Raw genomic sequence first — 23,999 nt, forward strand, 5'->3', positions numbered from 1 at the left:
ACGGTGGGGATGCGCGGCTCTCCCGCTCAGGTGGGCCGAACGCCGGCCCGGTGGGGTGCCCGCCTCAGTAGGACGAGCCGGACGCGCCCAGCGCTCCCGTCGGGTGCCAGACCGTCTTCGTCTCCAGGAAGGCCGTGAGACGGTCGATGCCGGGCGTGGCGAAGTAATCCACAGGCTGTGGACGGACGACCCGCTTGAGGTTGTCGGCCGCCGCGATCTCCAGGTCCTTCGCGAGTGCCTCGTCGGCGCCGGCCAGGTCGATCGCGTTGACGTCCTGATGGGCGGCGAGCGGGGCCGCGATCTCCGCCGTACCGCCCGTGAGGATGTTGACCACGCCGCCCGGGACGTCCGAGGTCGCCAGGACCTCGCCCAGCGACAGCGCGGGGAGCGGGGACTTCTCGCTCGCGATCACGACCGCCGTGTTGCCGGTCGCGATCACCGGGGCGAGCACCGAGACCAGCCCGAGGAACGACGACTCCTGGGGGGCGAGGACCGTCACCACCCCCGTCGGCTCGGGGGACGAGAGGTTGAAGTACGGGCCCGCCACCGGGTTCCCGCCGCCGACGACCTGGGCGATCTTGTCGGTCCAGCCCGCGTACCAGACCCAGCGGTCGATCGCCGCCTCGACCTGCGCGGTGGCCCTCGGCCTGGACAGCCCCTCGGCGTCGGAGACTTCCTCGACGAACTGGGCCCTGCGGCCCTCCAGCATCTCCGCGACGCGGTAGAGGACCTGGCCTCGGTTGTACGCGGTCGCGCCGGACCAGCCGCCGAACGCCTTGCGGGCGGCGACGACCGCGTCACGGGCGTCCTTGCGGCTCGCGCGCGGAGCGTTGGCCAGCCACTGGCCCTTGGAGTCGGTCACCTCGTACACCCGGCCGCTCTCGGAACGCGGGAACTTCCCGCCGACGTACAGCTTGTAGGTCTTGAAGACGCTCAGCCGCTGGTGCTCGGCGGGCTCGGCCTTCTGGGTGTTCTTCTGCTTGTCGGGGTTCTTCGGCTTATCGGTGTTCTTCGGCTTGTCAGACATCGAGGTACGCCTCCAGGCCGTGGCGACCGCCCTCGCGGCCGTAGCCCGACTCCTTGTAGCCGCCGAACGGCGAGGTCGGATCGAACTTGTTGAACGTGTTGGACCAGATGACGCCCGCGCGCAGCTTGCTCGCGACCGCCAGGATCCGGGAACCCTTCTCGGTCCAGATGCCCGCCGAGAGGCCGTACTGGCTGTTGTTGGCCTTCGCGACCGCCTCGTCCGGGGTGCGGAAGGTGAGGACGGACAGGACAGGGCCGAAGATCTCGTCGCGCGCGACGGTGTGCGCCTGGGTGACGTTGGTGAAGAGCGTCGGGGCGAACCAGTAGCCCGAGGACGGCAGTTCACAGGACGGGGACCAGCGCTCGGCGCCCTCGGCCTCGCCCTGCTCGACGAGCGAGGAGATACGGGCGAGCTGCTCGGCGCTGTTGATCGCGCCGATGTCGGTGTTCTTGTCGAGCGGGTCGCCCAGGCGCAGCGTCGAGAGCCTGCGCTTGAGGGAGTCGAGCAGCTCGTCGTGGATCGACTCCTGGACGAGGAGCCGGGAGCCGGCGCAGCAGACCTGGCCCTGGTTGAAGAAGATGCCCGTGACGACGCCCTCGACGGCCTGGTCGATGGGGGCGTCGTCGAAGACGATGTTCGCGCCCTTGCCGCCCAGTTCGAGCGTGACCTTCTTGTTCGTGCCCGCCACCTGGCGCGCGATGGCCTTGCCGACGGCCGTGGAGCCGGTGAAGGCCACCTTGTTCACGTCCGGGTGCTCGACGAGCGCCGCGCCCGTGTCGCCGTATCCCGGAAGGATGTTGACTACGCCCCTGGGCAGGCCCGCCTGGCGGCAGATGTCCGCGAAGAACAGGGCGGACAGGGGGGTCGTCTCGGCGGGCTTCAGCACCACCGTGTTGCCCGTCGCGAGGGCCGGGGCGATCTTCCAGGCCAGCATCAGGAGCGGGAAGTTCCAGGGGATGACCTGCCCGGCGACGCCCAGCGGACGCGGGTTCGTGCCGAAGCCGGCGTGGTCGAGCTTGTCGGCCCAGCCCGCGTAGTAGAAGAAGTGCGCCGCTACGAGGGGGAGGTCGGCGTCCCTCGTCTCCTTGATGGGCTTTCCGTTGTCCAGCGTCTCCAGGACGGCCAGTTCGCGGCTGCGCTCCTGGATGATCCGGGCGATACGGAACAGATACTTGGCGCGCTCGGAGCCGGGCAGCGCGGACCACTTCTCGAAGGCCCTGCGGGCGGCCTTCACCGCGCGGTCGACGTCCGCCGCGCCCGCCCGGGCGACCTCGGACAGGACCTCTTCGGTGCTCGGGCTGACCGTCTTGAAGACCTTGCCGTCGGCGGCCTCGGTGAACTCGCCGTCGATGAACAGGCCGTAGGAGGGCGCGATGTCGACGACGGAGCGGGACTCGGGCGCCGGTGCGTACTCGAATGTGGAAGCCATTGCGGAAGCCATGTGGATCAGTCCACCGTCACGTAGTCGGGGCCGGAGTAGCGGCCGGTGGCCAGTTTCTGGCGCTGCATCAGCAGGTCGTTGAGGAGCGAGGACGCGCCGAAGCGGAACCAGTGGCTGTCCAGCCAGTCCGCGCCCGCGGTCTCGTTGACCAGCACCAGGAACTTGACGGCGTCCTTCGTGGTACGGATGCCGCCGGCGGGCTTCACACCGACCTGTACCCCGGTCTGCGCGCGGAAGTCGCGGACGGCCTCCAGCATCAGGAGGGTGTTCGCGGGTGTCGCGTTGACGGCGACCTTGCCCGTCGAGGTCTTGATGAAGTCCGCGCCCGCCAGCATGCCGAGCCAGCTCGCGCGCCGGATGTTGTCGTACGTCGACAGCTCGCCGGTCTCGAAGATGACCTTCAGGCGGGCGGCGCCCGAGGCCTCCTTCACGGCGACGATCTCGTCGTACACCTTCAGGTACCTGCCCGCGAGGAACGCGCCCCGGTCGATGACCATGTCGATCTCGTCGGCGCCCGCGGCGACGGCGTCCCGCACGTCGGCCAGCTTCACGTCGAGCGCGGCGCGGCCGGCGGGGAAGGCGGTCGCGACGGAGGCGACCAGCACGCCGGACCCGGTGACGGCCTCCTTCGCTGCGGCCACCATGTCGGGGTAGACGCAGACGGCGGCGGTCGTCGGGGCGGTGCGGTCCGTGGGGTCCGGGTGGACGGCCTTGGCGCCGAGCGCCCGGACCTTGCCGGGGGTGTCCGCGCCTTCCAGTGTCGTGAGGTCGACCATCGAGATGGCGAGGTCGATGGCGTACGCCTTCGCGGTCGTCTTGATGGAACGGGTGCCGAGTGAGGCGGCACGCGCCTCCAGACCGACCGTGTCGACGCCGGCCAGCCCGTGAAGGAACCGACGCAACGAGCCGTCTGACGCGGTCACGTCCGTGAATACGTGAGCTGCGGAGGATGCAGTGGTGGGCATGGTCACCACCCGAGCATATCTACGCGCGTAGCGGCTGTACAGCCCCGGGATGCCCCTGGCCGGGGGGCGGGTTCGTCCGCGGGTGCGTGGGGGTTGGCCGCGCCGTTCCCCGCGCCCCTGGGGCGCCCCTGCGGGGCGGGCCCGGGGCCGCGCCGTACTCGTCTGCGGCCGGGTGGGGGTTGCTCGCGCAGTTCCCCGCGCCCCTTCGGGGGCGCCCTGCCGGGGTGTGCCCCGTCAGGGGCGCGGGGAACTGCGCGGCCCGCCCCCACGCACCCGCAGGTGACGACGTTCGTGGTCAGAGACCCCGCAGGGGCGCCCCAGGGGCGCGGGGAACTGCGCGGCCAACCCCCACCGGGCCGCAGACGGTCGCGTCGCCAGGGCGGGCCGCCCCGCAGGGGCGCCCAGCAAGGGGCGCGGGGAACGGCGCGAGCAACCCCCGCAGGCCCGCAGACGATGCACCCCACACCCGCGGAGCGACCCCCGTCGGGACGGTCAGGCAGAATCGGGAGTATGACGACCCCGGACCACCAGCCCCCCGCACCGGACACCCCGAACCCTCCGGAACCCCAGTTCAAGGACAGGGTCTACCGGTCCCCCTCCGGTGTCGCGGGCGGCGCCCTGCTGCTGGCCATCGCGGCCTGGCTCGGCATCGACGCGCTGCTCACGGGCGAGGGCCGCACCCCCTGGGTGGCGCTGGCCACACTGCTCCTGCTGGTGCCGCTGGTCGCCGCCTTCACCCTGCGCCCCGCGGTCTACGCGAACGAGCAGCGCATGCGCATCCGTAACCCCTTCCGGGTGATCACGCTGCCCTGGGGAGCGGTCGAGACGTTCAGGTCCGGCTACTCGAACGAGGTACTCGACAAGACCGGCACCAAGTACCAGATCTGGGCCGTACCGGTCAGCCTGCGGGCCCGCAACAGAGCGGCCCGCAAGGAGGCCCGCGGCGACACGACGGGCGCCCGCGGACGCCTGGGCCAGTCACGGCAGGCCCCGCACCCCGCCCCGGTGGCCACCGGCCCCGTACGCGCCCAGGGCGACCAGATCATGGACGAGCTGCGCGAACTGGTGGAAGCCCGCGGCAAGGACCCGCGGGCCCAGGGCGACGTGTCGGTGCGCTGGGCCTACGAGGTCGTGGCCCCCGCGGCGGCCGGAGCGGTCCTCCTGGCGATCCTCCTCTCAGTGGCCTGATCCCGCCCGACGCCCCAAGACGCCCCACAACGCCCCACGACACCGCACCCCGTACACCGCACCCCCCCCGCCGCACTCGGACCGAGCCCTCTTGAGGCGGATGGCCACGCCCGCCCGTACGAGAGGGCGGCACCCGCATCGGGCGCCGGGACGCCCGCCGGCCCGGGCGGGTCGTTTCGCTCGCTACTGTCACCACCGGTGCCCGCGCCGGTGTCGGCACCGGCGTTTCCACGCGATCCAGGAGTGCATGTGTCGTACGACGAGCCGCTGCGACTGCCCGCGGCCGCGATACCCGACGACTGCCGGGACTGGACGGCCGGACGGGCGGCGAGTTGGTCGGCCGCGCTGCCGTCGCGCTGGACGTTCCTGCGGGTGCGCCGGTCGATCGCCGGCGCCGTGACCACCCTCGCGCTCTGCGCGGGCGCCTGGGCCGCGATGCTCGGCGGACTGTGGCCGTTCGTCGCCGCGGGCTTCGCGGTGTACGTCCTGTGGGTGCTCGCGCGGCCCGAACTGGTCTGGGCCGGAGCACCCGCGCTGCTCCTGGGGCTCGCGGTGCAGGCATCGTCCCTGCCCTGGGCGGTGACCGCCGTCGGGGCGTTCGTCGTGGTGGCCTCCTGGGCCGCCGTCGCCGTACGCCTGCGGGCCCGCGGTGCCCAGGTGGAACAGGCCCTGGAGGCCGCCGGGGACGGCACGGCACAGGTCCCCGACGCGCAGGCCCCGGTGCGGCGCGGCCGTTTCCTGCTCCCGCTCGGCCTCGTGGTGCTCGTACTCGGTGTGCTCACCGGCGTCACCGCCCACCTGTGGGGCACGGTCGACGACCAGCGCGGCTCCTGGGTCATGGCCTTCTATCTGACGGGGCTCGGCCTGACCGCCCTGGTCTCGGCGTGGCTCGGCCGCCACCGGGCCGTCGCACTGCGCCGGGCCCCCGCACCCGTACTGCGTGTCCTCGTACGCGACGACGCGCAGGGCACCACGGAGGTGTACGCGGCGGACGACCTCGCGGCGACGCGGCCCCTGTTCACGGTGGAACTGACGTCCTACGACGGCGAATCCGACGAGGACGAGGACGAGGACGAAGAGGACGAGGGCGAGGGCGAGCCGGGCATCGCCGGTGCCGGTGCCGGCATCGAAGCCGTCGACGGGGCCGGGGCTGCCGAAGAGCTGGAGCGGCTTCTCGACGCGGTCGACGACGGTGTTCCCGGGCCGGTCCGCGAGGCCGTCCTCTTCGGCGCGCCCTTCGACGGCGCCGAGGTCGTGGTCCTGAGCGCGGACGAGGACGCGGACCAGCCGCCGCTGACGGAGTGGTCGGCGGGACCGGTCCGCCCGCTGTCGCCGAGCGCCGGTGTGCGGCACATCGCCAGGGAGAAGGCCCGCGAGGAGCAGAACCGTCAACTGGAGCGGCAGGCCAGGGAGTCGGTCGTGGACCGCGCGCCCGCCCCGGTGCGCCGCTGGCGTGCGGGCTGGCTGGACTGGGTGGCCGCCGCGCTGCTGGTGCAGTGGGGCGTCTGGCTCACCTGGGCCGGGTTCACCGAGGCCGAACTGCCCTCCTGGAAGCTGGGTCTGGCCGCCGCGCTCGGCCTCTACGGAGCCGCCCGCGTCCCCGTGAAACTCGCCTGGCGCATCACCGCGGACCGCTCGGGGCTGTGGGTCACCGGGCTGCGCGGCCCCCGGCACGTTCCCTGGGACGACATCCGCTCCGTACGCCGCCGGTCCTTCGAGCTGAAGCTGCGCTGGCGGGACGACGACTGGTCGGTCGCCGCGCCGCGCTGGGCGTGGTTCGAGCGACGACGCGGCCTGGTCCATCCGTACGACGCGCTGGCGGCCGAGCTGTCGGCCATGCGCAAGGACCCGGCGCTGCGGCCCACCGGAGAGAGCACCACGCCCGAACGGGGCCGCCCGCTCTGGCCGTTGGCCGTCGTGCTGGCGCTGGTGTGGGCGGCGGTCCTGGTGGTGTGGGGCTGAGGCGGACGCGCCGGCCACCCCAGGCGACCGCAGCAACCGCATCCGCAACCGCCAGGCAACCGCGGGCAACCGCAGGCAACCGCAAGGGCGTCGGCGGCGACTCAAGGGTGAAATCCCGTCCCCCACCCAGGGAGTTCACCGTGCGCAGACATCTGACGCGTCTGGTCACCGTCCTCGCCGCACTCGTCGCGCTGGTCGCCGCGCCCCTCGTCCCGGCGTCCCAGGCGAAGGCCGCCGACCAGTGGAACCCGCCCGCGAACCTGGTGCAGCCGCTGAACGAGGTGTGGAACCACGTCTCGACGACCTACCCGGACCTCTACGGCTTCCGCAACTACGGCTGGGACCAGGTCATGGCCAACCGGGGAAGCATCAACTACTGCGTCCGCTGGGAGTCGGACGCGCCGGTCAGTACGGCCCTGCGGGATCAGATCCACACCGCCCTGAAGAAGCAGTTCGGCAAGTGGACGGCGGCCATGCTCGACAACGGCACGGGCCACAACGCCTGGCCGTACACCAGCGTGCCGGTCAACATCGTCGGCTGGGCGGTGAAGAACCGCTCCACCCTCCAGTGGACCGACAACTCCGTCGACGTCTACGCCGGAAACCTCGACAGCGGCGGCGCCCCGCAGTGCGCGCCCGACTGCGGCCGCTTCTTCCACCAGGACGGGAACTACTCGAAGTGTCCGGGCGGCGCGGCCCGCCACTACGACCAGTCCCTCTGGCTGACCAAGGGCTTCCAGGGCGGCGCGGGCGGCGACTGGGGCCAGCGGGTCGGCCAGGAGTACTTCACCGGCGCGCTGTCCCAGGAGGACATCCACATCTATCTGCACGAGGTCGGCCACACCTTCGGCCTCGACGACTTCTACGACTGGACGCCGACGGGCCAGTGCTGCTTCCTCATGAAAGCGGGCAGCGCCACCTACATCACGGAGTTCGACAAGTGGATGTTCCGCGACTTCTGGCGCCACCTGAAGAGCCGGTACGGGCTCTGAGGGGTGGAAGCGGTGACGGACCGGCGCCTCCGGTGACGCCGGTCCGTCGGGCCGCTCAGATGCCCGCGACCGCCGACAGGTCCCGCTTGATCTCCGCCAGCAGCTCCGTCGCCTTCGCGCGGGCCGCCGGGAGCCCGTCGTGGGTGCCCACCGGCACCACGACCTCCAGATAGCACTTCAGCTTCGGCTCCGTACCGCTGGGCCGGACGATGACACGGGCGCCGTCCAGCGTGTAGCGCAGGCCGTCCGTGGGCGGCAGCAGGTCCGTCCCCAGGGCGAGGTCCTCGGTCCTGGTGACGGGCAGGCCCGCGAGGCGCGTGGGCGGCTGTTCGCGCAGCCTGCGCATCGCGTCGGAGATGACGGAGAGGTCGTCCACCCGGACGGACAACTGGTCCGTGGCATGGAGCCCGTGCTCGACGGCGAGGTCGTCCAGCAGGTCGAGGAGCGTGCGGCCCTCCGCCTTCAGCTCCGAGGCCAGCTCGGTGACGGCCAGCGCCGCCGTGATGCCGTCCTTGTCCCGTACGCCGTCGGGGTCGACGCAGTAACCGAGCGCCTCCTCGTAGCCGTACCGCAGGCCCTCCACCCGGGCGATCCACTTGAAGCCCGTCAGCGTCTCCTCGTACGCCAGACCCGCCTTCTCGGCGATGCGGCCGAGGAGGGAGGAGGAGACGATCGACTCCGCGAAGGTGCCGCGCGCGCCCCGGCGGACGAGGTGCGCCGCGAGGAGCGCGCCCACCTCGTCGCCGCGCAGCATGCGCCAGTCGCCGCCGTTCCCGCCGTCCTTGACGGCCGCGGCGCAGCGGTCCGCGTCCGGGTCGTTCGCGATGATCAGGTCGGGGTCGGTCTCGCGGGCCTTCGCGAAGGCGAGGTCCATCGCGCCGGGCTCTTCCGGGTTGGGGAAGGCGACGGTGGGGAAGTCGGGGTCCGGCTCGGCCTGCTCGGCGACGAGGACGGGCGCGGGGAAGCCGGCCCGTTCGAACGCCGCGAGGAGGGTCTCCGTGCCGACGCCGTGCATCGCCGTGTAGACCGTACGGGCGGTCCGCGGGGAGCCGGGGGCCAGGACCGCGTCCGTGCGCTCCAGATAGGCGTTCAGCACACCCTCGTCGAGGGTCTGCCAGCCGGAGTCCGGGCGGGGGACGTCGGCGAGGCGCGCGACCGCGGCGATCTCCGCGGCGATCTCGGCGTCCGCCGGGGGGACGATCTGGCTGCCGTCGCCCAGGTACACCTTGCAGCCGTTGTCCCGCGGGGGGTTGTGGCTGGCCGTCACCTCGACGCCCGCCACCGCGCCCAAGTGCCTTATGGCGTACGCGAGTACGGGCGTGGGGAGGGGGCGGGGGAGTACGGCGGCGCGCAGGCCCGCACCCGTCATGACCGCGGCGGTGTCGCGGGCGAAGTCGGCGGACTTGTGGCGGGCGTCGTAGCCGATGACGACGAGGCCGTCCGTCACTCCCTGCGCCTTCAGGTACGCGGCGAGGCCGGCGGCGGCGCGGATGACGACCGCGCGGTTCATGCGCATCGGGCCGGCGCCGAGTTCGCCCCGGAGGCCTGCCGTGCCGAACTGGAGGGTGCCGGTGAAGCGTGCGGTGAGCTCCGCGGTGTCCTCGGCGTCGATGAGCTTGGCGAGTTCCTCGCGGGTGTCCGTGTCGGGGTCCTCGGCCAGCCATGCCTTGGCCCGTGCGATGAGTTCGTCCTGCACGAGGGTCGACCTCTCTTCGTCGTCTTGCGTGGTTGTGTACCCCGGCCCAGGGATTTTCTTCGCCCCCGCCGCCCCTACCCTTCCCGTCACTGCATGGGGCTGCGCCCCTCGCCCCCGTATCGCGCTGCGCGCTCGTCCTCAAACGCCGGACGGGCTGATAGTCAGCCTCTCCGGCGTTTGAGGAGCGGGGGTTCGGGGGCCGGCCCCCGAGTACGTGACGGGAACGGGAAACTACAAGCGGTCCAGGACCTGCGTGAGGAGCGCCCCCATGTGCGTGGCCGAGTCCCGGCCCGCCTGGAGCACCTCCTCGTGGTTCAGCGGCTCACCCGTCATCCCCGCGGCGAGGTTGGTCACGAGGGAGATGCCGAGCACCTCGGCCCCCGCCTCCCGCGCGGCGATCGCTTCGAGCGTGGTCGACATCCCGACCAGGTCCGCGCCGATCACGCGAGCCATCCGGATCTCCGCCGGCGTCTCGTAGTGCGGGCCGGGGAACTGCGCGTACACGCCCTCTTCGAGCGTCGCGTCGATCTCCTTGCACAGCGCCCGCAGCCGCGGCGAATACAGATCCGTCAGGTCGACGAAGTTCGCGCCGACGATCGGGGACGTCGCCGTCAGATTGATGTGGTCGCTGATGAGGACCGGCTGCCCGGGCCGCATGCCCTCGCGCAGACCGCCGCAGCCGTTGGTCAGCACGATGGTCTTGCAGCCGGCGGCCACGGCCGTCCGGACGCCGTGCGCGACGGCGGCGACCCCGCGGCCCTCGTAGAAGTGGGTGCGGCCCAGGAAGACGAGCGCGCGCTTGTCGCCGATCCGGTACGAGCGGACCTTGCTGCTGTGGCCCTGGACCGCCGGCGGCGGGAAACCGGGCAGATCGGTGACCTGGAACTCGGCTTCGGGAGCGCCGAGGGCGTCCACGGCCGGCGCCCAGCCGGAGCCCATCACGAGGGCGACGTCGTGGGTCTCGGCGCCCGAGAGTTCCCGCAGGCGCGCGGCGGCGGCGTCGGCGGCGGCGTACGGGTCGCCCTGGATGTCGTCCGGAAGAAGAGATGCGTTCACGCGCATGAGGGTAGCCGCTCGCGGCCTACGCGCGTAGATGTTGATGGTCACGGGTTCGCGATCGTTGTCTTGTTGTTTCCGCCGAAGTTCTGGACCGGGCCCCGGTACGGGCGTGTCCCGCGTGCCGGTGGAGGCCGCCAGGGGTCAGCAGGGGCGCTTGCGCAGCTCCATCACGTAGTCGTGCGGGGCGCCCGCCGACTCCGCCGCGTCGGCCAGCTCGCCGAGGTAGCGGGCCGAGGGGAGCCCTCCCTCGTAACCGTTGAGGACGTACAGCCACGCCGACTCCTCGCCCTCCAGCGTGTGGACCCGTACGCGCATCCGCCGGTAGATGTCGAGGCCGACACCCTCCCAGCGGTCCAGGGACTCCTCGTCCGGGGGAGCGATGTCGTACAGGGCGACGAAGACCTGGGACCGCGGGGCCTCGACGATCGTCGCCAGCGCGCCCTCCCAGCCCATGTGCTCGCCGCCGAACGTCAGCCGCCAGCCGTTGAGCCACCCCGTGGCGCGCAGCGGCGAATGGGGAGCGCGGCGCGTCATGAGCCGCGGGTCGAGATTGCCGGCGTACGCGGCGTAGAGCGACATGGGACCGAGGGTACGGCAGCGGACGCATGTGACTCTCCCGTAACCGCGGCCCCGGATCGCGCACCCGTTCCACCCCGCTCGCCCGCCCGCGACACCCGGACAGCGCCCCCGTGCGGAAGCACCTTGAAGCGTGCGGGACAATGGAGTACGTGACTCGGATCGTGATCATTGGCGGCGGACCCGGCGGATACGAAGCGGCCCTGGTGGCCGCCCAGCTCGGCGCGGAGGTGACCGTCGTCGACTGCGACGGCCTGGGCGGTGCGTCGGTGCTCACCGACTGCGTGCCGTCCAAGACCCTCATCGCGACGGCCGAGGTGATGACCACCTTCGACTCCTCGTACGAGGAGCTGGGGATCATCGTCGCCGACGACACCCCGCACATTGACCAGCCCGCGCGGGTCGTCGGCGTGGACCTCGGCAAGGTCAACCGCCGTGTGAAACGCCTGGCGCTCGCCCAGTCCCACGACATCACGGCCTCCGTGACGCGTGCCGGCGCGCGGGTGCTGCGCGGTCGCGGCCGGCTGGAGGGCATGCAGGGCCTCGACGGCTCGCGCAAGGTCGTCGTGCGGGCCGCGGACGGCAGCGAGGAGACGCTCGTCGCCGACGCCGTGCTCATCGCCACCGGCGGGCACCCCCGCGAGCTGGCCGACGCGCAGCCCGACGGCGAGCGGATCCTGAACTGGACCCAGGTCTACGACCTCGACGAGCTCCCCGAGGAGCTCATCGTGGTCGGCTCCGGTGTCACCGGCGCCGAGTTCGCCGGCGCCTACCAGGCCCTCGGCTCGCGGGTCACGCTCGTCTCCAGCCGCGACCGCGTGCTGCCGGGCGAGGACCCCGACGCGGCGGCCGTCCTGGAGGACGTGTTCCGGCGGCGCGGGATGAACGTGATGGCCCGCTCGCGCGCCGCGTCCGCCAAGCGGGTGGGCGACCGGGTCGAGGTGACGCTCGCCGACGGCCGTGTCATCACCGGCTCGCACTGTCTGATGGCCGTCGGCGCCATCCCCAACAGCGAGGGCATGGGCCTGGAGGAGGCCGGGGTCAAGGTCCAGGAGTCCGGGCACATCTGGACCGACAAGGTCTCCAGGACCACCGCCCCCGGCGTGTACGCGGCCGGTGACGTCACCGGGATCTTCGCGCTCGCCTCCGTGGCGGCCATGCAGGGCCGTATCGCCATGTACCACTTCCTCGGCGACGCGGTCGCCCCGCTCAATCTGAAGACGGTCTCGTCGAACGTCTTCACCGACCCCGAGATCGCCACCGTCGGCTATTCGCAGGCGGACGTCGACGGCGGGGTCATCGACGCCCGGTGCGTGAAGCTGCCCCTGCTGCGCAATCCGCGCGCCAAGATGCAGGGCATCCGGGACGGCTTCGTGAAGATCTTCTGCCGTCCGGGCACCGGGATCGTCGTCGGCGGTGTGGTCGTCGCGCCGCGTGCCTCGGAACTCATCCACCCGATCTCGCTCGCGGTCGACAACAACCTGACCGTCGAGCAGATCGCGAAGGCCTTCACCGTGTATCCGTCCCTGTCGGGCTCGATCGCCGAGGTGGCCCGCCAGCTGCACACCCGGAAGTCCACGGGCGAGGGCTGAGCGCCGACGGCCGGCGTGGGGTCCGCGAGCGGGCCCGACGCGGTACGGAAAGCGGTGCCCTGAGCGGTTTCCCGCTGGTCACGAGGACCGGCCGCCCCTCTGGTCACGGGGAGTCGTCGCCCATTCGCGTGGCATAGGCGCCCGGATTAGGCGCGTATACCACTCCGGGTACTGCCATGCGAACAACTTCTGTTATTCGGCGCAAACTGCTGAAAGCAGACGGTCGTTGGGGTTACTGTCAGTTTCGTGTTCGCTGCAGAACGTCGTCAATTGATCCTCGAAATGGTGCGAGCAAATGGAGCCGTGTCGCTCCGTGAGCTCGCCCGCGTCGTCCAGACCTCCGAAGTGACCGTACGGCGGGACGTGCGCGCACTGGAGGCAGAAGGACTCCTCGACCGCCGACATGGCGGTGCGGTATTGCCGGGCGGGTTCACGCGGGAGTCCGGCTTTCCGCAGAAATCTCATCTCGCGACCGCCGAGAAGACGGCCATCGCCGACCTCGCCGCGGGTCTCGTCGAAGAGGGCGAGGCCATCGTGGTGGGGGCGGGAACCACCACGCAGGAGCTGGCTCGCCGGCTCGCGCGGGTGCCGGGGCTGACCGTCGTCACCAATTCCCTGCTGGTGGCCCAGGCGTTGGCCCATGCCAACCGTGTGGAAGTCGTGATGACCGGCGGCACCCTGCGCGGTTCCAACTACGCCCTGGTGGGCAGCGGGGCCGAGCAGTCCCTCCAGGGGCTGCGGGTCTCCCGGGCCTTCCTGTCGGGAAGCGGGCTCACCGCGGAGCGCGGCCTGTCCACCTCCAACATGCTGTCGGCCTCGGTCGACCGCGCGCTCGTCCAGGCGGCCGCCGAGGTCGTCGTCCTGGCCGATCACACCAAGCTCGGCGCCGACACGATGTTCCAGACGGTGCCGACCGATGTGATCACCCGGCTGGTCACGGACGAGCCACCGGCCCAGGACGACCGCGCGGCCACCGAACTGCAGGCCCTGGCCGACCAGGGCGTACAGATCGCGGTGGCGGGAGCGGGTGGTTCGGGCGGCGATACGGTCCCGGCGGGGCGCCAGCAGCCACGCCGGGACGTGCCGCTGCCCGGCCCCCGACGCGGTCAGGTGCCCGGCGCCGGACCGCAGTTGCGCAGCGCCGCGGCGGTGCTGGGCGATCAGGCCCAGAGCGAGCGGGCGCGGGTCGCCGACATGCGCAGACGCTGACACGGCCGGTATGGCAGGTACGGCCGGTACGGCGGGGCCGGTGCTGATGACGGGCGGGGGTCCAGTCCGTACGTCGGAACGCGCCGCGCCCGTGGTGACGTTCGGTGTGCGGGGCGTCAGTTCTTGAGGCCCCGCAGCGTCAGTGCCAGCAGGCGGTCGGCCAACTCCGGGTCGTCCGGAGTCTCTTCGGCGGCCAGCGCGATCGCGTTGGTCAGCTGAAGCAGGTCACCGATGGCGACACCGGTGCGTACGGAGCCTGCTTGCTGCGCGCGCGTGAGGAGGGCGCTGCCCGCCTCACGCATCGGGCCGCTGCACTGCGCGAGCGCCGACGCGGCGTCGTGCGAGGCCGACATGAGCGCGCGTGACAGTCCGCGGTACTCACTCGCATGAGTGATGACGGCGCGCAGCCATTCCACGAGCGCCGTGCACGGGTTCGGGGCGTCCAGGAGTTCGCGTGAGCGGGTCAGCAGGTCGCTCACCGCGTCCGCGAAGACCGCGTTCAGCAGGGCGTGGCGGTTGGGGAAGTGGCGGTAGAGGGTGCCGATGCCTACGCCCGCGCGTTTCGCCACGTCCTCCAGGGAGGCGTCGGCGCCGTGTTGCGCGAACGTGGTTCGTGCCTCGGTGATGAGGCGGTCGTGGTTTCTCCGGGCGTCGGCGCGCATCCCTGCCGGGGGGTTGGCCATGGTTTGCCTGACCTCTCTTGCGTCCCGCAGCGCGGTTGTGGCTGGACCGATGGCCGTTTTGTCTGCCTCTGAGGGTTGGGCGGCTGGGCGGCTGGACGGTTGGGGTCGGACGGGGGTGCGGGCCGGTGGGGGCTGGTCGCGCAGTTCCCCGCGCCCCTGAAAAGCACGGGGTGCTGCGGGCTGCGCCGTTCCCCGGCCCCTGGAAAGCGCTGGGTGGTGCGGGCCGTGGTGGCCGCGGGCTGAAAAGCGCCTGACGGGGCGCGCCATAGGTGGCGCGCCCCGTCAGGCGTGACGGCTGGGGTCAGTCCTTGATCTCGCAGATGACCGCGCCCGAGGTGAGGGAGGCGCCGACTTCCGCCGCGAGGGCCTTGATGGTGCCCGAGCGGTGGGCGTTCAGGGGCTGTTCCATCTTCATGGCCTCCAGGACCACGATCAGGTCGCCCTCCTTGACCTCCTGGCCCTCCTCGACGGCCACCTTCACGATGGTGCCCTGCATGGGCGAGGCGAGCGTGTCACCGGAGGCGGCCGGTCCGGACTTCTTGGCCGCGCGCCGCTTGGGCTTGGCGCCCGCCGCGAGTCCCGTACGGGCCAGGGACATGCCCAGCGAGATCGGCAGGGAGACCTCAAGGCGCTTGCCGCCGACCTCGACGACGACCGTCTCACGGCCCGGCTCGTCGTCCGTGTCGGTGTCCGCGGGGGCGGTGAAGGCGGGGATCTCGTTGACGAACTCGGTCTCGATCCAGCGGGTGTGGACCGTGAAGGGGTCGGTGGAGCCGGTCAGCTCGGGGGCGAAGGCGGGGTCGGCGACCACCGCGCGGTGGAAGGGGATGGCCGTGGCCATGCCTTCCACGGTGAACTCCTCCAGCGCACGCGCGGCCCGCTGAAGGGCCTGCTCACGCGTGGCGCCGGTGACGATCAGCTTGGCGAGCAGCGAGTCCCAGGCCGGGCCGATGACCGAACCGGACTCCACGCCCGCGTCCAGGCGCACACCGGGGCCCGACGGCGGGGCGAAGGTGGTCACGGTGCCGGGGGCGGGCAGGAAGCCGCGGCCCGGGTCCTCGCCGTTGATGCGGAACTCGAAGGAATGCCCGCGCAGCGGCGGGTCGTCGTAGCCCAGTTCCTCGCCGTCGGCGATCCGGAACATCTCACGGACCAGGTCGATCCCGGAGACCTCCTCGGTGACCGGGTGCTCGACCTGCAGACGGGTGTTGACCTCCAGGAAGGAGATCGTGCCGTCCGCGCCGACCAGGAACTCCACGGTGCCGGCGCCGACGTACCCGGCCTCCTTGAGGATCGCCTTCGAGGACGCGTACAGCTCGGCCACCTGGGCGTCGGAGAGGAACGGCGCGGGCGCCTCCTCGACCAGCTTCTGGTGGCGGCGCTGCAGGGAGCAGTCACGGGTGGAGACGACCACCACGTTGCCGTGGGAGTCGGCCAGGCACTGGGTCTCCACGTGCCGCGGCTTGTCGAGGTAGCGCTCCACGAAGCACTCGCCGCGGCCGAAGGCGGCGACGGCCTCGCGCACCGCGGAGTCGAACAGCTCGGGAATCTCTTCGAGGGTGCGGGCCACCTTCAGACCGCGACCGCCACCGCCGAAGGCCGCCTTGATCGCGATGGGCAGGCCGTGCTCGCGGGCGAAGGTGACGACCTCGTCGGCACCGGGCACCGGATCCGGCGTACCGGCGACCAGCGGAGCGCCGGCGCGCTGCGCGATGTGCCGGGCCGCGACCTTGTCGCCGAGGTCGCGGATCGCCTGCGGCGGCGGGCCGATCCAGGTCAGGCCCGCGTCCAGGACGGCCTGGGCGAAGTCGGCGTTCTCCGAGAGGAAGCCGTATCCGGGATGGATCGCGTCCGCCCCGGAGTCCTTGGCGGCCTGGAGCACCTTGGCGATGTCGAGGTAACTGCTCGCGGGGGTGTCACCGCCCAGCGCGAACGCCTCGTCCGCGGCCCGCACATGCAGTGCGTCCCGGTCCGGCTCGGCGTACACCGCCACGCTCGCGATGCCGGCGTCTCGGCACGCCCGGGCGACACGAACAGCGATTTCGCCACGGTTGGCGATCAACACCTTGCGCACGTTGGCTCCCTCTCCTTGAAACAAGCCGAGTTTAGGGACTGCCGACACGTCGTTTCGACCCGTCCCCGATGGTGAGCTTGCCCACACGGAGCGTGATGCAAGGCCTGCTCGCCCGCGAATTCCCTTGCCCTACCTCGGTACGCAGGGGGCTTGCCTTGAACCCTAGCTCTCCGGTGTGGCCAAGGTCTCTGTGAGTCCGTGCTGCGCGCCACTCGGTTTCTTTGTGGAGACCCTACGAATGGCCCAACGATTCTTTGCCCTCCGCAGATCCCTTGTCCCTGGGTTTACTCGTTAGTAGCGTGCTCGCTGGCGTACGGATACTTGGGGTAACAGGGGCCCTGCTCGGGCGGAAGTCGAAAGTGGGTGGGGGCCGGTGGTCCGCAGACCGGTGGCAGTGGTGACCGCGATCGTGCTCTTCGTGGAGGCGGTGGGCATCGCGTGGGTCAACTGGTTCATGGGGGTCGTCGTCGACCGGCAGGACATGTCCCTGGCGGGGCTCGACCCGGACGTGATGTCGACGTCGTCGAAGGTCGCCGGGCTGGTCTTCGGCCTCTACTTCGCGCTCTGCGGCTTCACCGCGCTGCGCGTCGGCCTGCGTGACCGCGCGCCCGCGGGTATCGGCCGCATCCTGCTGATCAGCGCGGCGGTGGTGCACGCCCTGCTCGGCGCGTTCACGGTCGGCCTGGTGGGCTGGGGCGCGTTCGCCTTCATGATGGTCGTGCTGGGTCTGATCGTGCTCATCTTCATGACGTACGACCGGCTGGAGGCCACGAGGTCCGACGCGAAGCCGGATGCGGGGCCGGATGCGGGCCCCGGGAGCCCCGGCAGTCCCGGGAGCGCAGGGGGTTCCGGGGACGGTGTGCTGCCTCCGCCCCCGGCGCCTTCCCGCTCCTGACGAACTCCTGACCCGCTCCTGACCCGCCCCGGCGGGTCCTACTTCTCCTTCTCGCGCGGGGTCCACAACTCCGTGATGCCGACGCCCAGTTCGGCCAGCAGGCGGCGTACCAGTGGCAACGACAGCCCGATGACGTTGCCGTGGTCGCCGTCGATGCCGTCGACGAACGGGGCCGAGCGGCCGTCCAGCGTGAACGCCCCGGCGACGTGCAGCGGCTCGCCCGAGGCGACGTACGCGGCGATCTCGGCGTCGGTCGGCTCGCCGAAGCGGACGACGGTGGACGCCACGCCCGAGGTGTGACGGCCGGCTTCCGTGTCCCACACGCAGTGTCCGGTCTGCAGGACGCCCGCCCGGCCGCGCATCGACTTCCAGCGCGCGGTCGCCTCCTCGGCGTCGGCCGGCTTGCCGTACGCCACGCCGTCCAGTTCGAGCACCGAGTCGCAGCCGATCACCAGGGCGCCGGCGGCCTCGGGCCGTGCCGCGACCACGGACGCCTTCGCCTCGGCGAGGGCGAGCGCCAGTTCGGCGGGGGTCGGGGCGGTCACGGCGTCCTCGTCGACTCCGCTGACGATGACCTCGGGGTCGAGTCCGGCCTGCCGCAGCAGTCCGAGCCGGGCGGGGGACTGGGAGGCGAGAACGAGCCTGCGGCGTGGCTGATCAGTCATGCGGTCAGCGTATCGGCGGGGTCGCGCAGGCTCACATCAGGCCGAGGATGATCATCGCGAACACCACGGCCAGCGCGATCAGGACGCCGAGCCGCCGCAACATGTCCTGCATGTCGCGCAGCTCCTTCGGCGGCTCGTTCTCCGGGTCGGACCACAGCATGTCTCCGATCGTGACTCCGGCACGGCTCCGGACGCCTGAGTACGCGTACTCATCTTGCCCAAAAGGGCCTGCCGTTCCGTTAACGGGCCGCTTCCTGCTACTGTTCCCGCTCTCACTAAAGGGGCTGAAGTCCCATTAGTGCTTGACTCCTCAGGAGGGAACCGTGGTGTTCACCACCGCTTGGACCGCCGCCGCGCAGTCGCCCAGCACCGGCTTCACCCCCAACTGGTCGCAGGAGGGCTTCTGGCGCCAGTCCCTGCGGCAGGTCGTCAGCCTCTCCGCGGGCGGCGACCGCGTCCGGATCCGCCTCTCGAACGCGTACGGGACCTCGCCGCTGCGGATCGCGGGCGCGACCCTCGCCCGAACGGCCGTGGGCGCCGGTGCCGGTGCCGCCCTGCGGTCCGAGCCGGTGCGGCTCGCCTTCGGCGGGGCCGGGTCCGTGGAGATCCCGGCGCGCGGGGAGATCGTCGGTGACGCGGCCGAACTGGCCGTGGCGGCCGGGGAGTCCGTGACCGTCACCCTCCACCTGGACGCCGTCACCGGGCCCGCCACCTTCCACGCGCAGGCCTTCGCCACCAGCTACCGGGGCGCGGGCGACCTCCTGGCGGAGACCGGGGGCGCCGGCTTCGACGAGACCACCGCGTCCTGGTACTTCCTGACCGCGGTCGATGTCTCCGCCGGGCGCACGGACGGCGTGGCGCTCTTCGGCGACTCGATCACCGACGGGTTCGGGTCCACGCCCGGTGCGAACCGCAGATGGTCCGACGCTCTCGCCGCGCGCACCGGGCGGCCCGTGCTCAACGCCGGCATCGGCGGGAACCTGCTGCTCAACGACTCCGCCTGGTACGGGGAGAAGGGCGTCCACCGGCTGGAGCGGGATGTGCTCGGCATGGCCGGTGTCGACACCCTCGTCGTGCTGCTCGGGCTCAACGACATCGGCTTCAGCGAGGGGGCGGCGGAGCCCACGTATCGGCCCGCGCCGCTGGTCGAGGTGGGTGAACTGATCGCGGGCCAACGGGAGTTGATACGGCAGGCGCGGGGCGCGGGCCTGCGGGTACTCGGGGCGACGCTGTTGCCCTTCGGGGGGTCAGATCACTGGGGGGAGCGGGCGGCGAAGGTGAGTCACGAGTTCAACGAGTGGGTTCGTCGCTCGGGGGAGTACGACGTCGTGGTCGACCTCCACGCGGCGCTGGGCGCGGCCGGTGGGGGTGGGGTGTTGCGCGAGGCGTACGACTTCGGCGATCACCTGCACCCGAACGATGCGGGGTATCTGGCGATGGCCGAAGCCGTGGGGTCGGTTCTTTGACTGCGGGTGCGTCGTGGCTGGTCGCGCAGTTCCCCGCGCCCCTGAAGGGGCTAGTGGGGCCAGAAGGTGTGGGACCAGGACTGGGGGCCCGGGGCCGGTAGGCGGGTTCGGGCCACTCGGGACGGGTCCGACCACGCGTCCCTGTTCTTCGCCGCGCCGGGCGGGGGTGTGGCTGCCGCCGCGGCGCGGGCGCGGACCACCGCCAGGGCGGCGGCCAGCTCCTCGGGGGTGGGGTTGCCCCGTACGACCTTGATGTTCATGACCGCTCCCGTTCTCGACCGGCGTGCTAGAGGGGGATGTTGCCGTGCTTCTTCGGCGGCAGGGACTCCCGCTTGGTGCGTAGCGCCCGCAGGCCGCGTACGACGTGGGAGCGGGTGTCGGAGGGCAGGATCACGCCGTCGACGTAACCGCGCTCGGCCGCCGTGTAGGGGTTGAGGAGCGTGTCCTCGTACTCCCGGATCAGCCGGGCCCTGGTGGCTTCCTGCTCGTCGGCGGGGGTGGCGGCGATGGCGCGGCGGTGCAGGATGTTCACCGCGCCCTGCGCGCCCATCACGGCGATCTGGGCGGTCGGCCAGGCGAGGTTGAGGTCGGCGCCCAGGTGCTTGGAGCCCATCACGTCGTACGCGCCGCCGAAGGCCTTGCGGGTGATGACCGTGATGAGGGGGACGGTGGCTTCGGCGTACGCGTAGATCAGTTTGGCGCCGCGGCGGATGATGCCGGTGTGCTCCTGGTCGACGCCGGGGAGGAAGCCGGGGACGTCCACGAAGGTGAGGACGGGGACGTTGAAGGCGTCGCAGGTGCGCACGAAGCGGGCCGCCTTCTCGCTCGCGTCGATGTCCAGGCAGCCCGCGAACTGCATCGGCTGGTTGGCGACGATGCCCACCGGCTGCCCCTCCACCCGGCCGAAGCCGGTCAGGATGTTCGGCGCGAACAGCGGCTGCGTCTCGAAGAACTCGGCGTCGTCCAGGACGTGTTCGATCACCGTGTGCATGTCGTACGGCTGGTTCGCGCTGTCCGGGATCAGCGTGTCCAGCTCGCGGTCCTCGTCCGTCGTCGTCAGGTCCGCCTCCTCGGGGAAGGCGGGCGGCTCGCTGAGGTTGTTCGACGGCAGGTAGGACAGCAGCGACTTGACGTACTCGATCGCGTCCTTCTCGTCGCCCGCCATGTGGTGGGCCACGCCCGAGACCGCGTTGTGCGTGCGCGCGCCGCCCAGCTCCTCGAAGCCGACGTCCTCGCCGGTGACCGTCTTGATGACGTCGGGTCCCGTGATGAACATGTGCGAGGTCTGGTCGACCATCACCGTGAAGTCGGTGATGGCGGGGGAGTAGACCGCGCCGCCCGCGCACGGGCCGACGACCAGGCTGATCTGCGGGATCACACCCGAGGCGTGCGTGTTGCGGCGGAAGATCTCGCCGTACATGCCGAGCGCCGCCACGCCCTCCTGGATACGGGCGCCGCCCGAGTCGTTGATGCCGATGACCGGACAGCCAGTCTTCAGCGCGAAGTCCATCGCCTTCATGATCTTCTGGCCGAAGACCTCGCCGAGGGCGCCGCCGAAGACCGTGAAGTCCTGGGAGAACACGGCGACCGGACGGCCGTCCACCGTGCCGTAACCGGTCACGACCCCGTCCCCGTACGGGCGGTTGTTCTCCAGGCCGAAGTCCGTCGAGCGGTGCTGGGCGAACTCGTCGAACTCGACGAAGGAGTTCTCGTCCATCAGCAGGTCGATCCGCTCACGGGCCGTCAACTTGCCCTTGGCGTGCTGCTTTTCGACGGCGCGTGCCGAGCCGGCGTGCGTCGCCTCGTCGATGCGGCGCCGCAGGTCCGCGAGCTTGCCCGCGGTGGTGTGGATGTCGATCTCGTGCTGCTGTTCCGGCTCGGACATCGGGATGCGGCTCCCTGCCTGCTCAGTGGGGACGTGAGGGTGAGGTGCTCAGAAGGGGGGTTGGCTACTCATCCGTAGCGTAGTGGCGTGCCTACCGTTCGGCAGTGCGGCGTTTACCACACCTAGGGTGGGTTGCATGACGCCGCGAGATGACTCAGACGCGAACAGCGACGCGCCCAGCAATCGGTGGTCCGACCTGGACCGTCCGCCGCTCAACGCCGTGGCGCTGCGCCGCGCCCTCGTGCGCGACGGGGAGCGCGCGGGGCTCTGGTCCGACGTCCGGGTGGTGGCCCGTACCGGCTCCACCAACTCCGACCTCGTCGCCCTCGCCGCTGACGGCAGGGCGGCGGAGGGCACGGTGCTGATCGCCGAGGAGCAGGACGCCGGACGGGGGCGCCTCGACCGGCGGTGGACGGCGCCCGCCCGCTCGGGCCTCTTCTTCTCCGTCCTGCTGAAGCCCACCGGGGTCCCCGTCGAGCGGTGGGGCTGGCTGCCGCTGCTCGCCGGGGTCGCGATGGCGACCGGGCTCTCACGGTCGGCCGGCGTGGACACGGCGCTGAAGTGGCCCAACGACCTGCTGGTGACCGTCGAGGGCGCGGAACGCAAGGTCGGCGGCATCCTCGCCGAACGCGCCGGGGCCGACGCGGTCGTCGTCGGCATCGGCATCAACGTCACGCTCCGCGCCGACGAGCTGCCCGTGCCGGGCGCCGGATCGCTCGCCCTCGCGGGGGCGGCGACCACCGACCGGGACACCATCCTGCGGACCGTCCTCCGCTCGCTCGAACAATGGTTCGAGAAGTGGCGGAGCGTGGGAGGCGACCCCGCCGCGTCCGGCCTCCAGGACACCTACGCCGCCGGGTGCGCGACGCTCGGCCGGGAAGTACGGGCCGAACTGCCCGGGGACACCTCGATCACCGGTGAGGCGGTCGCCCTCGACGGCGACGGACGGCTGGTGCTGGCCACCGCGGAAGGGGTGCAGCAGCCCGTGGGTGCCGGGGACATCGTGCACCTGCGCCCGGCGGGATCCCCGGGGAACGAGTGACGGACGCGCCCAGCGGGGTACACGGGGCGTTCCGCAGGGTCCCCCGCGTCGCGTGCCTGTTCGTGCCGGTGGTGAGCAAAGAGGCCCACCCGAGCCGTACGACAGGGAGTGGGCCGGGAGCGGGCCGCCGGACGTACGGGGACGGAGTGGGTCATGGGCCGCCCGGCCTCGGCGGTCGGGAGTGAGCCACAGCACACCTGCCGTAGAGTTGAGGCCGGTCGATACCTGACCGCGGCAGATCGGAAGGGCAGCAGGCGTGACGGTCGACGACAGCGGTTCGGGCACGGGTGACCCCGCCTCCGACGGGGAGCCGGGGCGTGCCGCCGGGTCTGTCGCCGACACGGCGGCCGCGCGGGTCGACCGCACCGAGCTCCACGCGCGCGTGGAGGAAGAGGAACAGGACCCAGTGGACGCGCAGGACGGCCGGACCGACGTGCACAACGGCCGGGCGGACGGGCGGGACAGCCGCACCGACGTGCAGCACAACCGGACGGGCGGGCAGGACGGCCGGACCGACCAGCCCGGCGACGAGTCCGACGACGACCCGCTCGCGCTCCGGCTCGAACAGCTCATCCTCGGCGCCGAGCGCCGTTACACGCCCTTCCAGGCGGCCCGCAGCGCGGGTGTCTCCATGGAGCTGGCCTCCCGTTTCTGGCGGGCCATGGGGTTCGCCGACATCGGCCAGGCCAAGGCGCTGACCGAGGCGGACGTACTGGCCCTGCGGCGGCTGGCCGGTCTCGTCGAGGCGGGGCTGCTCAGCGAGGCGATGGCGGTCCAGGTGGCCCGTTCCACCGGCCAGACCACGGCCCGGCTGGCCGAGTGGCAGATCGACTCGTTCCTGGAGGGCCTCACCGAGCCTCCCGAGCCGGGCATGACCCGCACCGAGGTCACGTACCCCCTCATCGAGCTGCTGCTGCCCGAGCTGGAGGAGTTCCTGATCTACGTGTGGCGGCGCCAGCTCGCCGCCGCGACCGGGCGGGTCGTGCAGGCCGCGGACGACGAGGAGATGGTCGACCGGCGCCTGGCCGTCGGCTTCGCCGACCTCGTCGGCTTCACCCGTCTGACCCGGCGCATGGAGGAGGAGGAGCTCGGCGAACTCGTCGAGGCCTTCGAGACCACCGCCGCCGACCTGGTCGCCGCCCACGGGGGACGGCTCATCAAGACCCTGGGCGACGAGGTGCTGTACGCGGCCGACGACGCGGGGGTGGCCGCCGAGATCGCGCTGCGCCTCATCGAGACGATGGCCAACGACGAGACGATGCCGGAGCTGCGCGTGGGCATCGCGTTCGGCACGGTCACCACGCGCATGGGCGACGTGTTCGGTACGACCGTGAACCTCGCCTCCCGGCTGACGTCGATAGCTCCCAAGGACGCGGTCCTGGTCGACGGGGCTTTCGCGGAGGAGCTGATCCGCACGGGCGACGCGCCCGCCTCCGAGGCCGTGGCCGTCGAGGAGGCCGTCGCCGCGGAGAAGGAGGGCGAGGAGCCGCCGGCGTACCGCTTCGGCCTCCAGCCGATGTGGCAGCGCGCGGTCCGCGGCCTGGGAGTGGTCGAACCCTGGCTGATGAGCCGCCGGTAGCCG

The 23,999-nt window shown here is 71.7% G+C and carries 21 protein-coding genes; 9 read left to right on the forward strand and 12 right to left on the reverse strand.

The window, feature by feature from the left end; all coding sequences use genetic code 11:
• Window positions 1–64 precede the first annotated feature (64 nt).
• Genes ACH4DZ_RS10310 through deoC form a run of 3 tightly spaced genes read right to left on the reverse strand, consistent with a single transcriptional unit; the run spans window position 65 to window position 3,433 of the window.
• Window positions 65–1,027 (reverse strand): aldehyde dehydrogenase family protein, encoded by a 963-nt coding sequence (locus ACH4DZ_RS10310; RefSeq protein WP_398286578.1) that lies wholly within the window; start codon window positions 1,025–1,027, stop codon window positions 65–67.
• Window positions 1,020–2,456, reverse strand: a complete 1,437-nt coding sequence (locus tag ACH4DZ_RS10315; RefSeq protein ID WP_398286579.1) for an aldehyde dehydrogenase family protein — start codon at window positions 2,454–2,456, stop codon at window positions 1,020–1,022. The genes ACH4DZ_RS10310 and ACH4DZ_RS10315 overlap by 8 nt, the downstream gene beginning before the upstream one ends.
• A gap of 17 nt (window positions 2,457–2,473) precedes the next feature.
• Window positions 2,474–3,433, reverse strand: coding sequence for a deoxyribose-phosphate aldolase (gene deoC, locus ACH4DZ_RS10320; RefSeq protein ID WP_398286580.1), 960 nt, complete (start codon window positions 3,431–3,433; stop codon window positions 2,474–2,476).
• A 510-nt stretch (window positions 3,434–3,943) separates the two neighbouring features.
• On the opposite strand from deoC, the gene ACH4DZ_RS10325 reads away from it, so the two are divergent.
• From ACH4DZ_RS10325 to ACH4DZ_RS10335, 3 genes are all read left to right on the forward strand, one after another.
• Window positions 3,944–4,621: a PH domain-containing protein gene (locus tag ACH4DZ_RS10325; RefSeq protein WP_398286581.1), complete on the forward strand. Its 678-nt coding sequence runs from the start codon at window positions 3,944–3,946 to the stop codon at window positions 4,619–4,621.
• 249 nt (window positions 4,622–4,870) lie between these two features.
• Window positions 4,871–6,583 (forward strand): hypothetical protein, encoded by a 1,713-nt coding sequence (locus tag ACH4DZ_RS10330; RefSeq protein WP_398286582.1) that lies wholly within the window; start codon window positions 4,871–4,873, stop codon window positions 6,581–6,583.
• A 140-nt stretch (window positions 6,584–6,723) separates the two neighbouring features.
• Window positions 6,724–7,575 carry a hypothetical protein gene (locus tag ACH4DZ_RS10335; RefSeq protein ID WP_398286583.1) on the forward strand — a complete coding sequence of 284 codons (852 nt, stop codon included), beginning with the start codon at window positions 6,724–6,726 and terminating at the stop codon, window positions 7,573–7,575.
• Between the two features lie 55 nt (window positions 7,576–7,630).
• On the opposite strand, the gene ACH4DZ_RS10340 is transcribed toward ACH4DZ_RS10335, so the two are convergent.
• The 3 genes from ACH4DZ_RS10340 to ACH4DZ_RS10350 form a co-directional block, all read right to left on the reverse strand.
• The gene (locus tag ACH4DZ_RS10340; protein WP_398286584.1) at window positions 7,631–9,271 is read right to left on the reverse strand and encodes a phospho-sugar mutase; all 1,641 of its coding nucleotides are present in this window, start codon (window positions 9,269–9,271) and stop codon (window positions 7,631–7,633) included.
• Window positions 9,272–9,502: 231 nt separating this feature from the next.
• Window positions 9,503–10,327, reverse strand: a complete 825-nt coding sequence (locus ACH4DZ_RS10345) for a purine-nucleoside phosphorylase (protein WP_398286586.1) — start codon at window positions 10,325–10,327, stop codon at window positions 9,503–9,505.
• Window positions 10,328–10,471: 144 nt separating this feature from the next.
• On the reverse strand, window positions 10,472–10,909 hold the full coding sequence (locus ACH4DZ_RS10350; RefSeq protein ID WP_398286587.1) for a gamma-glutamylcyclotransferase: 438 nt from the start codon (window positions 10,907–10,909) through the stop codon (window positions 10,472–10,474).
• A gap of 140 nt (window positions 10,910–11,049) precedes the next feature.
• Between ACH4DZ_RS10350 and ACH4DZ_RS10355 the strand changes: the two genes are divergently transcribed.
• A complete protein-coding gene (locus ACH4DZ_RS10355) occupies window positions 11,050–12,498 on the forward strand; it encodes an NAD(P)H-quinone dehydrogenase (protein WP_398286588.1) in 1,449 nt (482 codons plus the stop codon).
• A 246-nt stretch (window positions 12,499–12,744) separates the two neighbouring features.
• The gene (locus ACH4DZ_RS10360) at window positions 12,745–13,707 is read left to right on the forward strand and encodes a DeoR/GlpR family DNA-binding transcription regulator (protein WP_398286589.1); all 963 of its coding nucleotides are present in this window, start codon (window positions 12,745–12,747) and stop codon (window positions 13,705–13,707) included.
• Window positions 13,708–13,823: 116 nt separating this feature from the next.
• On the opposite strand, the gene ACH4DZ_RS10365 is transcribed toward ACH4DZ_RS10360, so the two are convergent.
• Window positions 13,824–14,390, reverse strand: coding sequence for a TetR/AcrR family transcriptional regulator (locus ACH4DZ_RS10365; protein ID WP_398286590.1), 567 nt, complete (start codon window positions 14,388–14,390; stop codon window positions 13,824–13,826).
• A gap of 301 nt (window positions 14,391–14,691) precedes the next feature.
• Entirely contained in the window at window positions 14,692–16,464 is a 1,773-nt protein-coding gene (locus ACH4DZ_RS10370) for an acetyl/propionyl/methylcrotonyl-CoA carboxylase subunit alpha (protein ID WP_398286591.1), read from the reverse strand.
• A 373-nt stretch (window positions 16,465–16,837) separates the two neighbouring features.
• On the opposite strand from ACH4DZ_RS10370, the gene ACH4DZ_RS10375 reads away from it, so the two are divergent.
• Window positions 16,838–17,359, forward strand: coding sequence for a hypothetical protein (locus tag ACH4DZ_RS10375; protein WP_398286592.1), 522 nt, complete (start codon window positions 16,838–16,840; stop codon window positions 17,357–17,359).
• A gap of 38 nt (window positions 17,360–17,397) precedes the next feature.
• Here the strand turns inward: ACH4DZ_RS10375 and ACH4DZ_RS10380 are convergent, their stop codons facing one another.
• A complete protein-coding gene (locus ACH4DZ_RS10380) occupies window positions 17,398–18,024 on the reverse strand; it encodes a Maf family protein (protein ID WP_398286593.1) in 627 nt (208 codons plus the stop codon).
• A gap of 31 nt (window positions 18,025–18,055) precedes the next feature.
• Window positions 18,056–18,184 carry a morphogenic membrane protein MmpB gene (gene mmpB / locus ACH4DZ_RS10385; RefSeq protein WP_267026964.1) on the reverse strand — a complete coding sequence of 43 codons (129 nt, stop codon included), beginning with the start codon at window positions 18,182–18,184 and terminating at the stop codon, window positions 18,056–18,058.
• 166 nt (window positions 18,185–18,350) lie between these two features.
• On the opposite strand from mmpB, the gene ACH4DZ_RS10390 reads away from it, so the two are divergent.
• Window positions 18,351–19,490 (forward strand): SGNH/GDSL hydrolase family protein, encoded by a 1,140-nt coding sequence (locus tag ACH4DZ_RS10390; RefSeq protein ID WP_398287063.1) that lies wholly within the window; start codon window positions 18,351–18,353, stop codon window positions 19,488–19,490.
• Between the two features lie 50 nt (window positions 19,491–19,540).
• Here ACH4DZ_RS10390 and ACH4DZ_RS10395 read toward each other — a convergent pair whose 3' ends face one another.
• Window positions 19,541–19,750 carry an acyl-CoA carboxylase epsilon subunit gene (locus ACH4DZ_RS10395; RefSeq protein ID WP_398286594.1) on the reverse strand — a complete coding sequence of 70 codons (210 nt, stop codon included), beginning with the start codon at window positions 19,748–19,750 and terminating at the stop codon, window positions 19,541–19,543.
• 26 nt (window positions 19,751–19,776) lie between these two features.
• Window positions 19,777–21,375, reverse strand: a complete 1,599-nt coding sequence (locus tag ACH4DZ_RS10400; RefSeq protein WP_398286595.1) for an acyl-CoA carboxylase subunit beta — start codon at window positions 21,373–21,375, stop codon at window positions 19,777–19,779.
• 136 nt (window positions 21,376–21,511) lie between these two features.
• Between ACH4DZ_RS10400 and ACH4DZ_RS10405 the strand changes: the two genes are divergently transcribed.
• Together ACH4DZ_RS10405 and ACH4DZ_RS10410 are read left to right on the forward strand one after the other, a co-directional pair.
• Window positions 21,512–22,417: a biotin--[acetyl-CoA-carboxylase] ligase gene (locus ACH4DZ_RS10405; protein ID WP_398286596.1), complete on the forward strand. Its 906-nt coding sequence runs from the start codon at window positions 21,512–21,514 to the stop codon at window positions 22,415–22,417.
• 256 nt (window positions 22,418–22,673) lie between these two features.
• Entirely contained in the window at window positions 22,674–23,996 is a 1,323-nt protein-coding gene (locus tag ACH4DZ_RS10410) for an adenylate/guanylate cyclase domain-containing protein (protein ID WP_398286597.1), read from the forward strand.
• Window positions 23,997–23,999 lie beyond the last annotated feature (3 nt).

The sequence above is a fragment of the Streptomyces sp. NPDC017991 genome, from assembly GCF_044328075.1.
Classification (GTDB): domain Bacteria; phylum Actinomycetota; class Actinomycetes; order Streptomycetales; family Streptomycetaceae; genus Streptomyces.

Coding starts and splice junctions, on each gene's coding strand:
- ACH4DZ_RS10310 (WP_398286578.1), bottom strand. CDS start 1,027: ATGTCTGACAAGCCGAAGAACACCGATAAGCCGAAGAACCCCGACAAG.
- ACH4DZ_RS10315 (WP_398286579.1), bottom strand. CDS start 2,456: ATGGCTTCCACATTCGAGTACGCACCGGCGCCCGAGTCCCGCTCCGTC.
- deoC (WP_398286580.1), bottom strand. CDS start 3,433: ATGCCCACCACTGCATCCTCCGCAGCTCACGTATTCACGGACGTGACC.
- ACH4DZ_RS10325 (WP_398286581.1), top strand. CDS start 3,944: ATGACGACCCCGGACCACCAGCCCCCCGCACCGGACACCCCGAACCCT.
- ACH4DZ_RS10350 (WP_398286587.1), bottom strand. CDS start 10,909: ATGTCGCTCTACGCCGCGTACGCCGGCAATCTCGACCCGCGGCTCATG.
- ACH4DZ_RS10355 (WP_398286588.1), top strand. CDS start 11,050: ATGGAGTACGTGACTCGGATCGTGATCATTGGCGGCGGACCCGGCGGA.
- ACH4DZ_RS10365 (WP_398286590.1), bottom strand. CDS start 14,390: ATGGCCAACCCCCCGGCAGGGATGCGCGCCGACGCCCGGAGAAACCAC.
- ACH4DZ_RS10380 (WP_398286593.1), bottom strand. CDS start 18,024: ATGACTGATCAGCCACGCCGCAGGCTCGTTCTCGCCTCCCAGTCCCCC.
- mmpB (WP_267026964.1), bottom strand. CDS start 18,184: ATGCTGTGGTCCGACCCGGAGAACGAGCCGCCGAAGGAGCTGCGCGAC.
- ACH4DZ_RS10395 (WP_398286594.1), bottom strand. CDS start 19,750: ATGAACATCAAGGTCGTACGGGGCAACCCCACCCCCGAGGAGCTGGCC.
- ACH4DZ_RS10400 (WP_398286595.1), bottom strand. CDS start 21,375: ATGTCCGAGCCGGAACAGCAGCACGAGATCGACATCCACACCACCGCG.
- ACH4DZ_RS10405 (WP_398286596.1), top strand. CDS start 21,512: ATGACGCCGCGAGATGACTCAGACGCGAACAGCGACGCGCCCAGCAAT.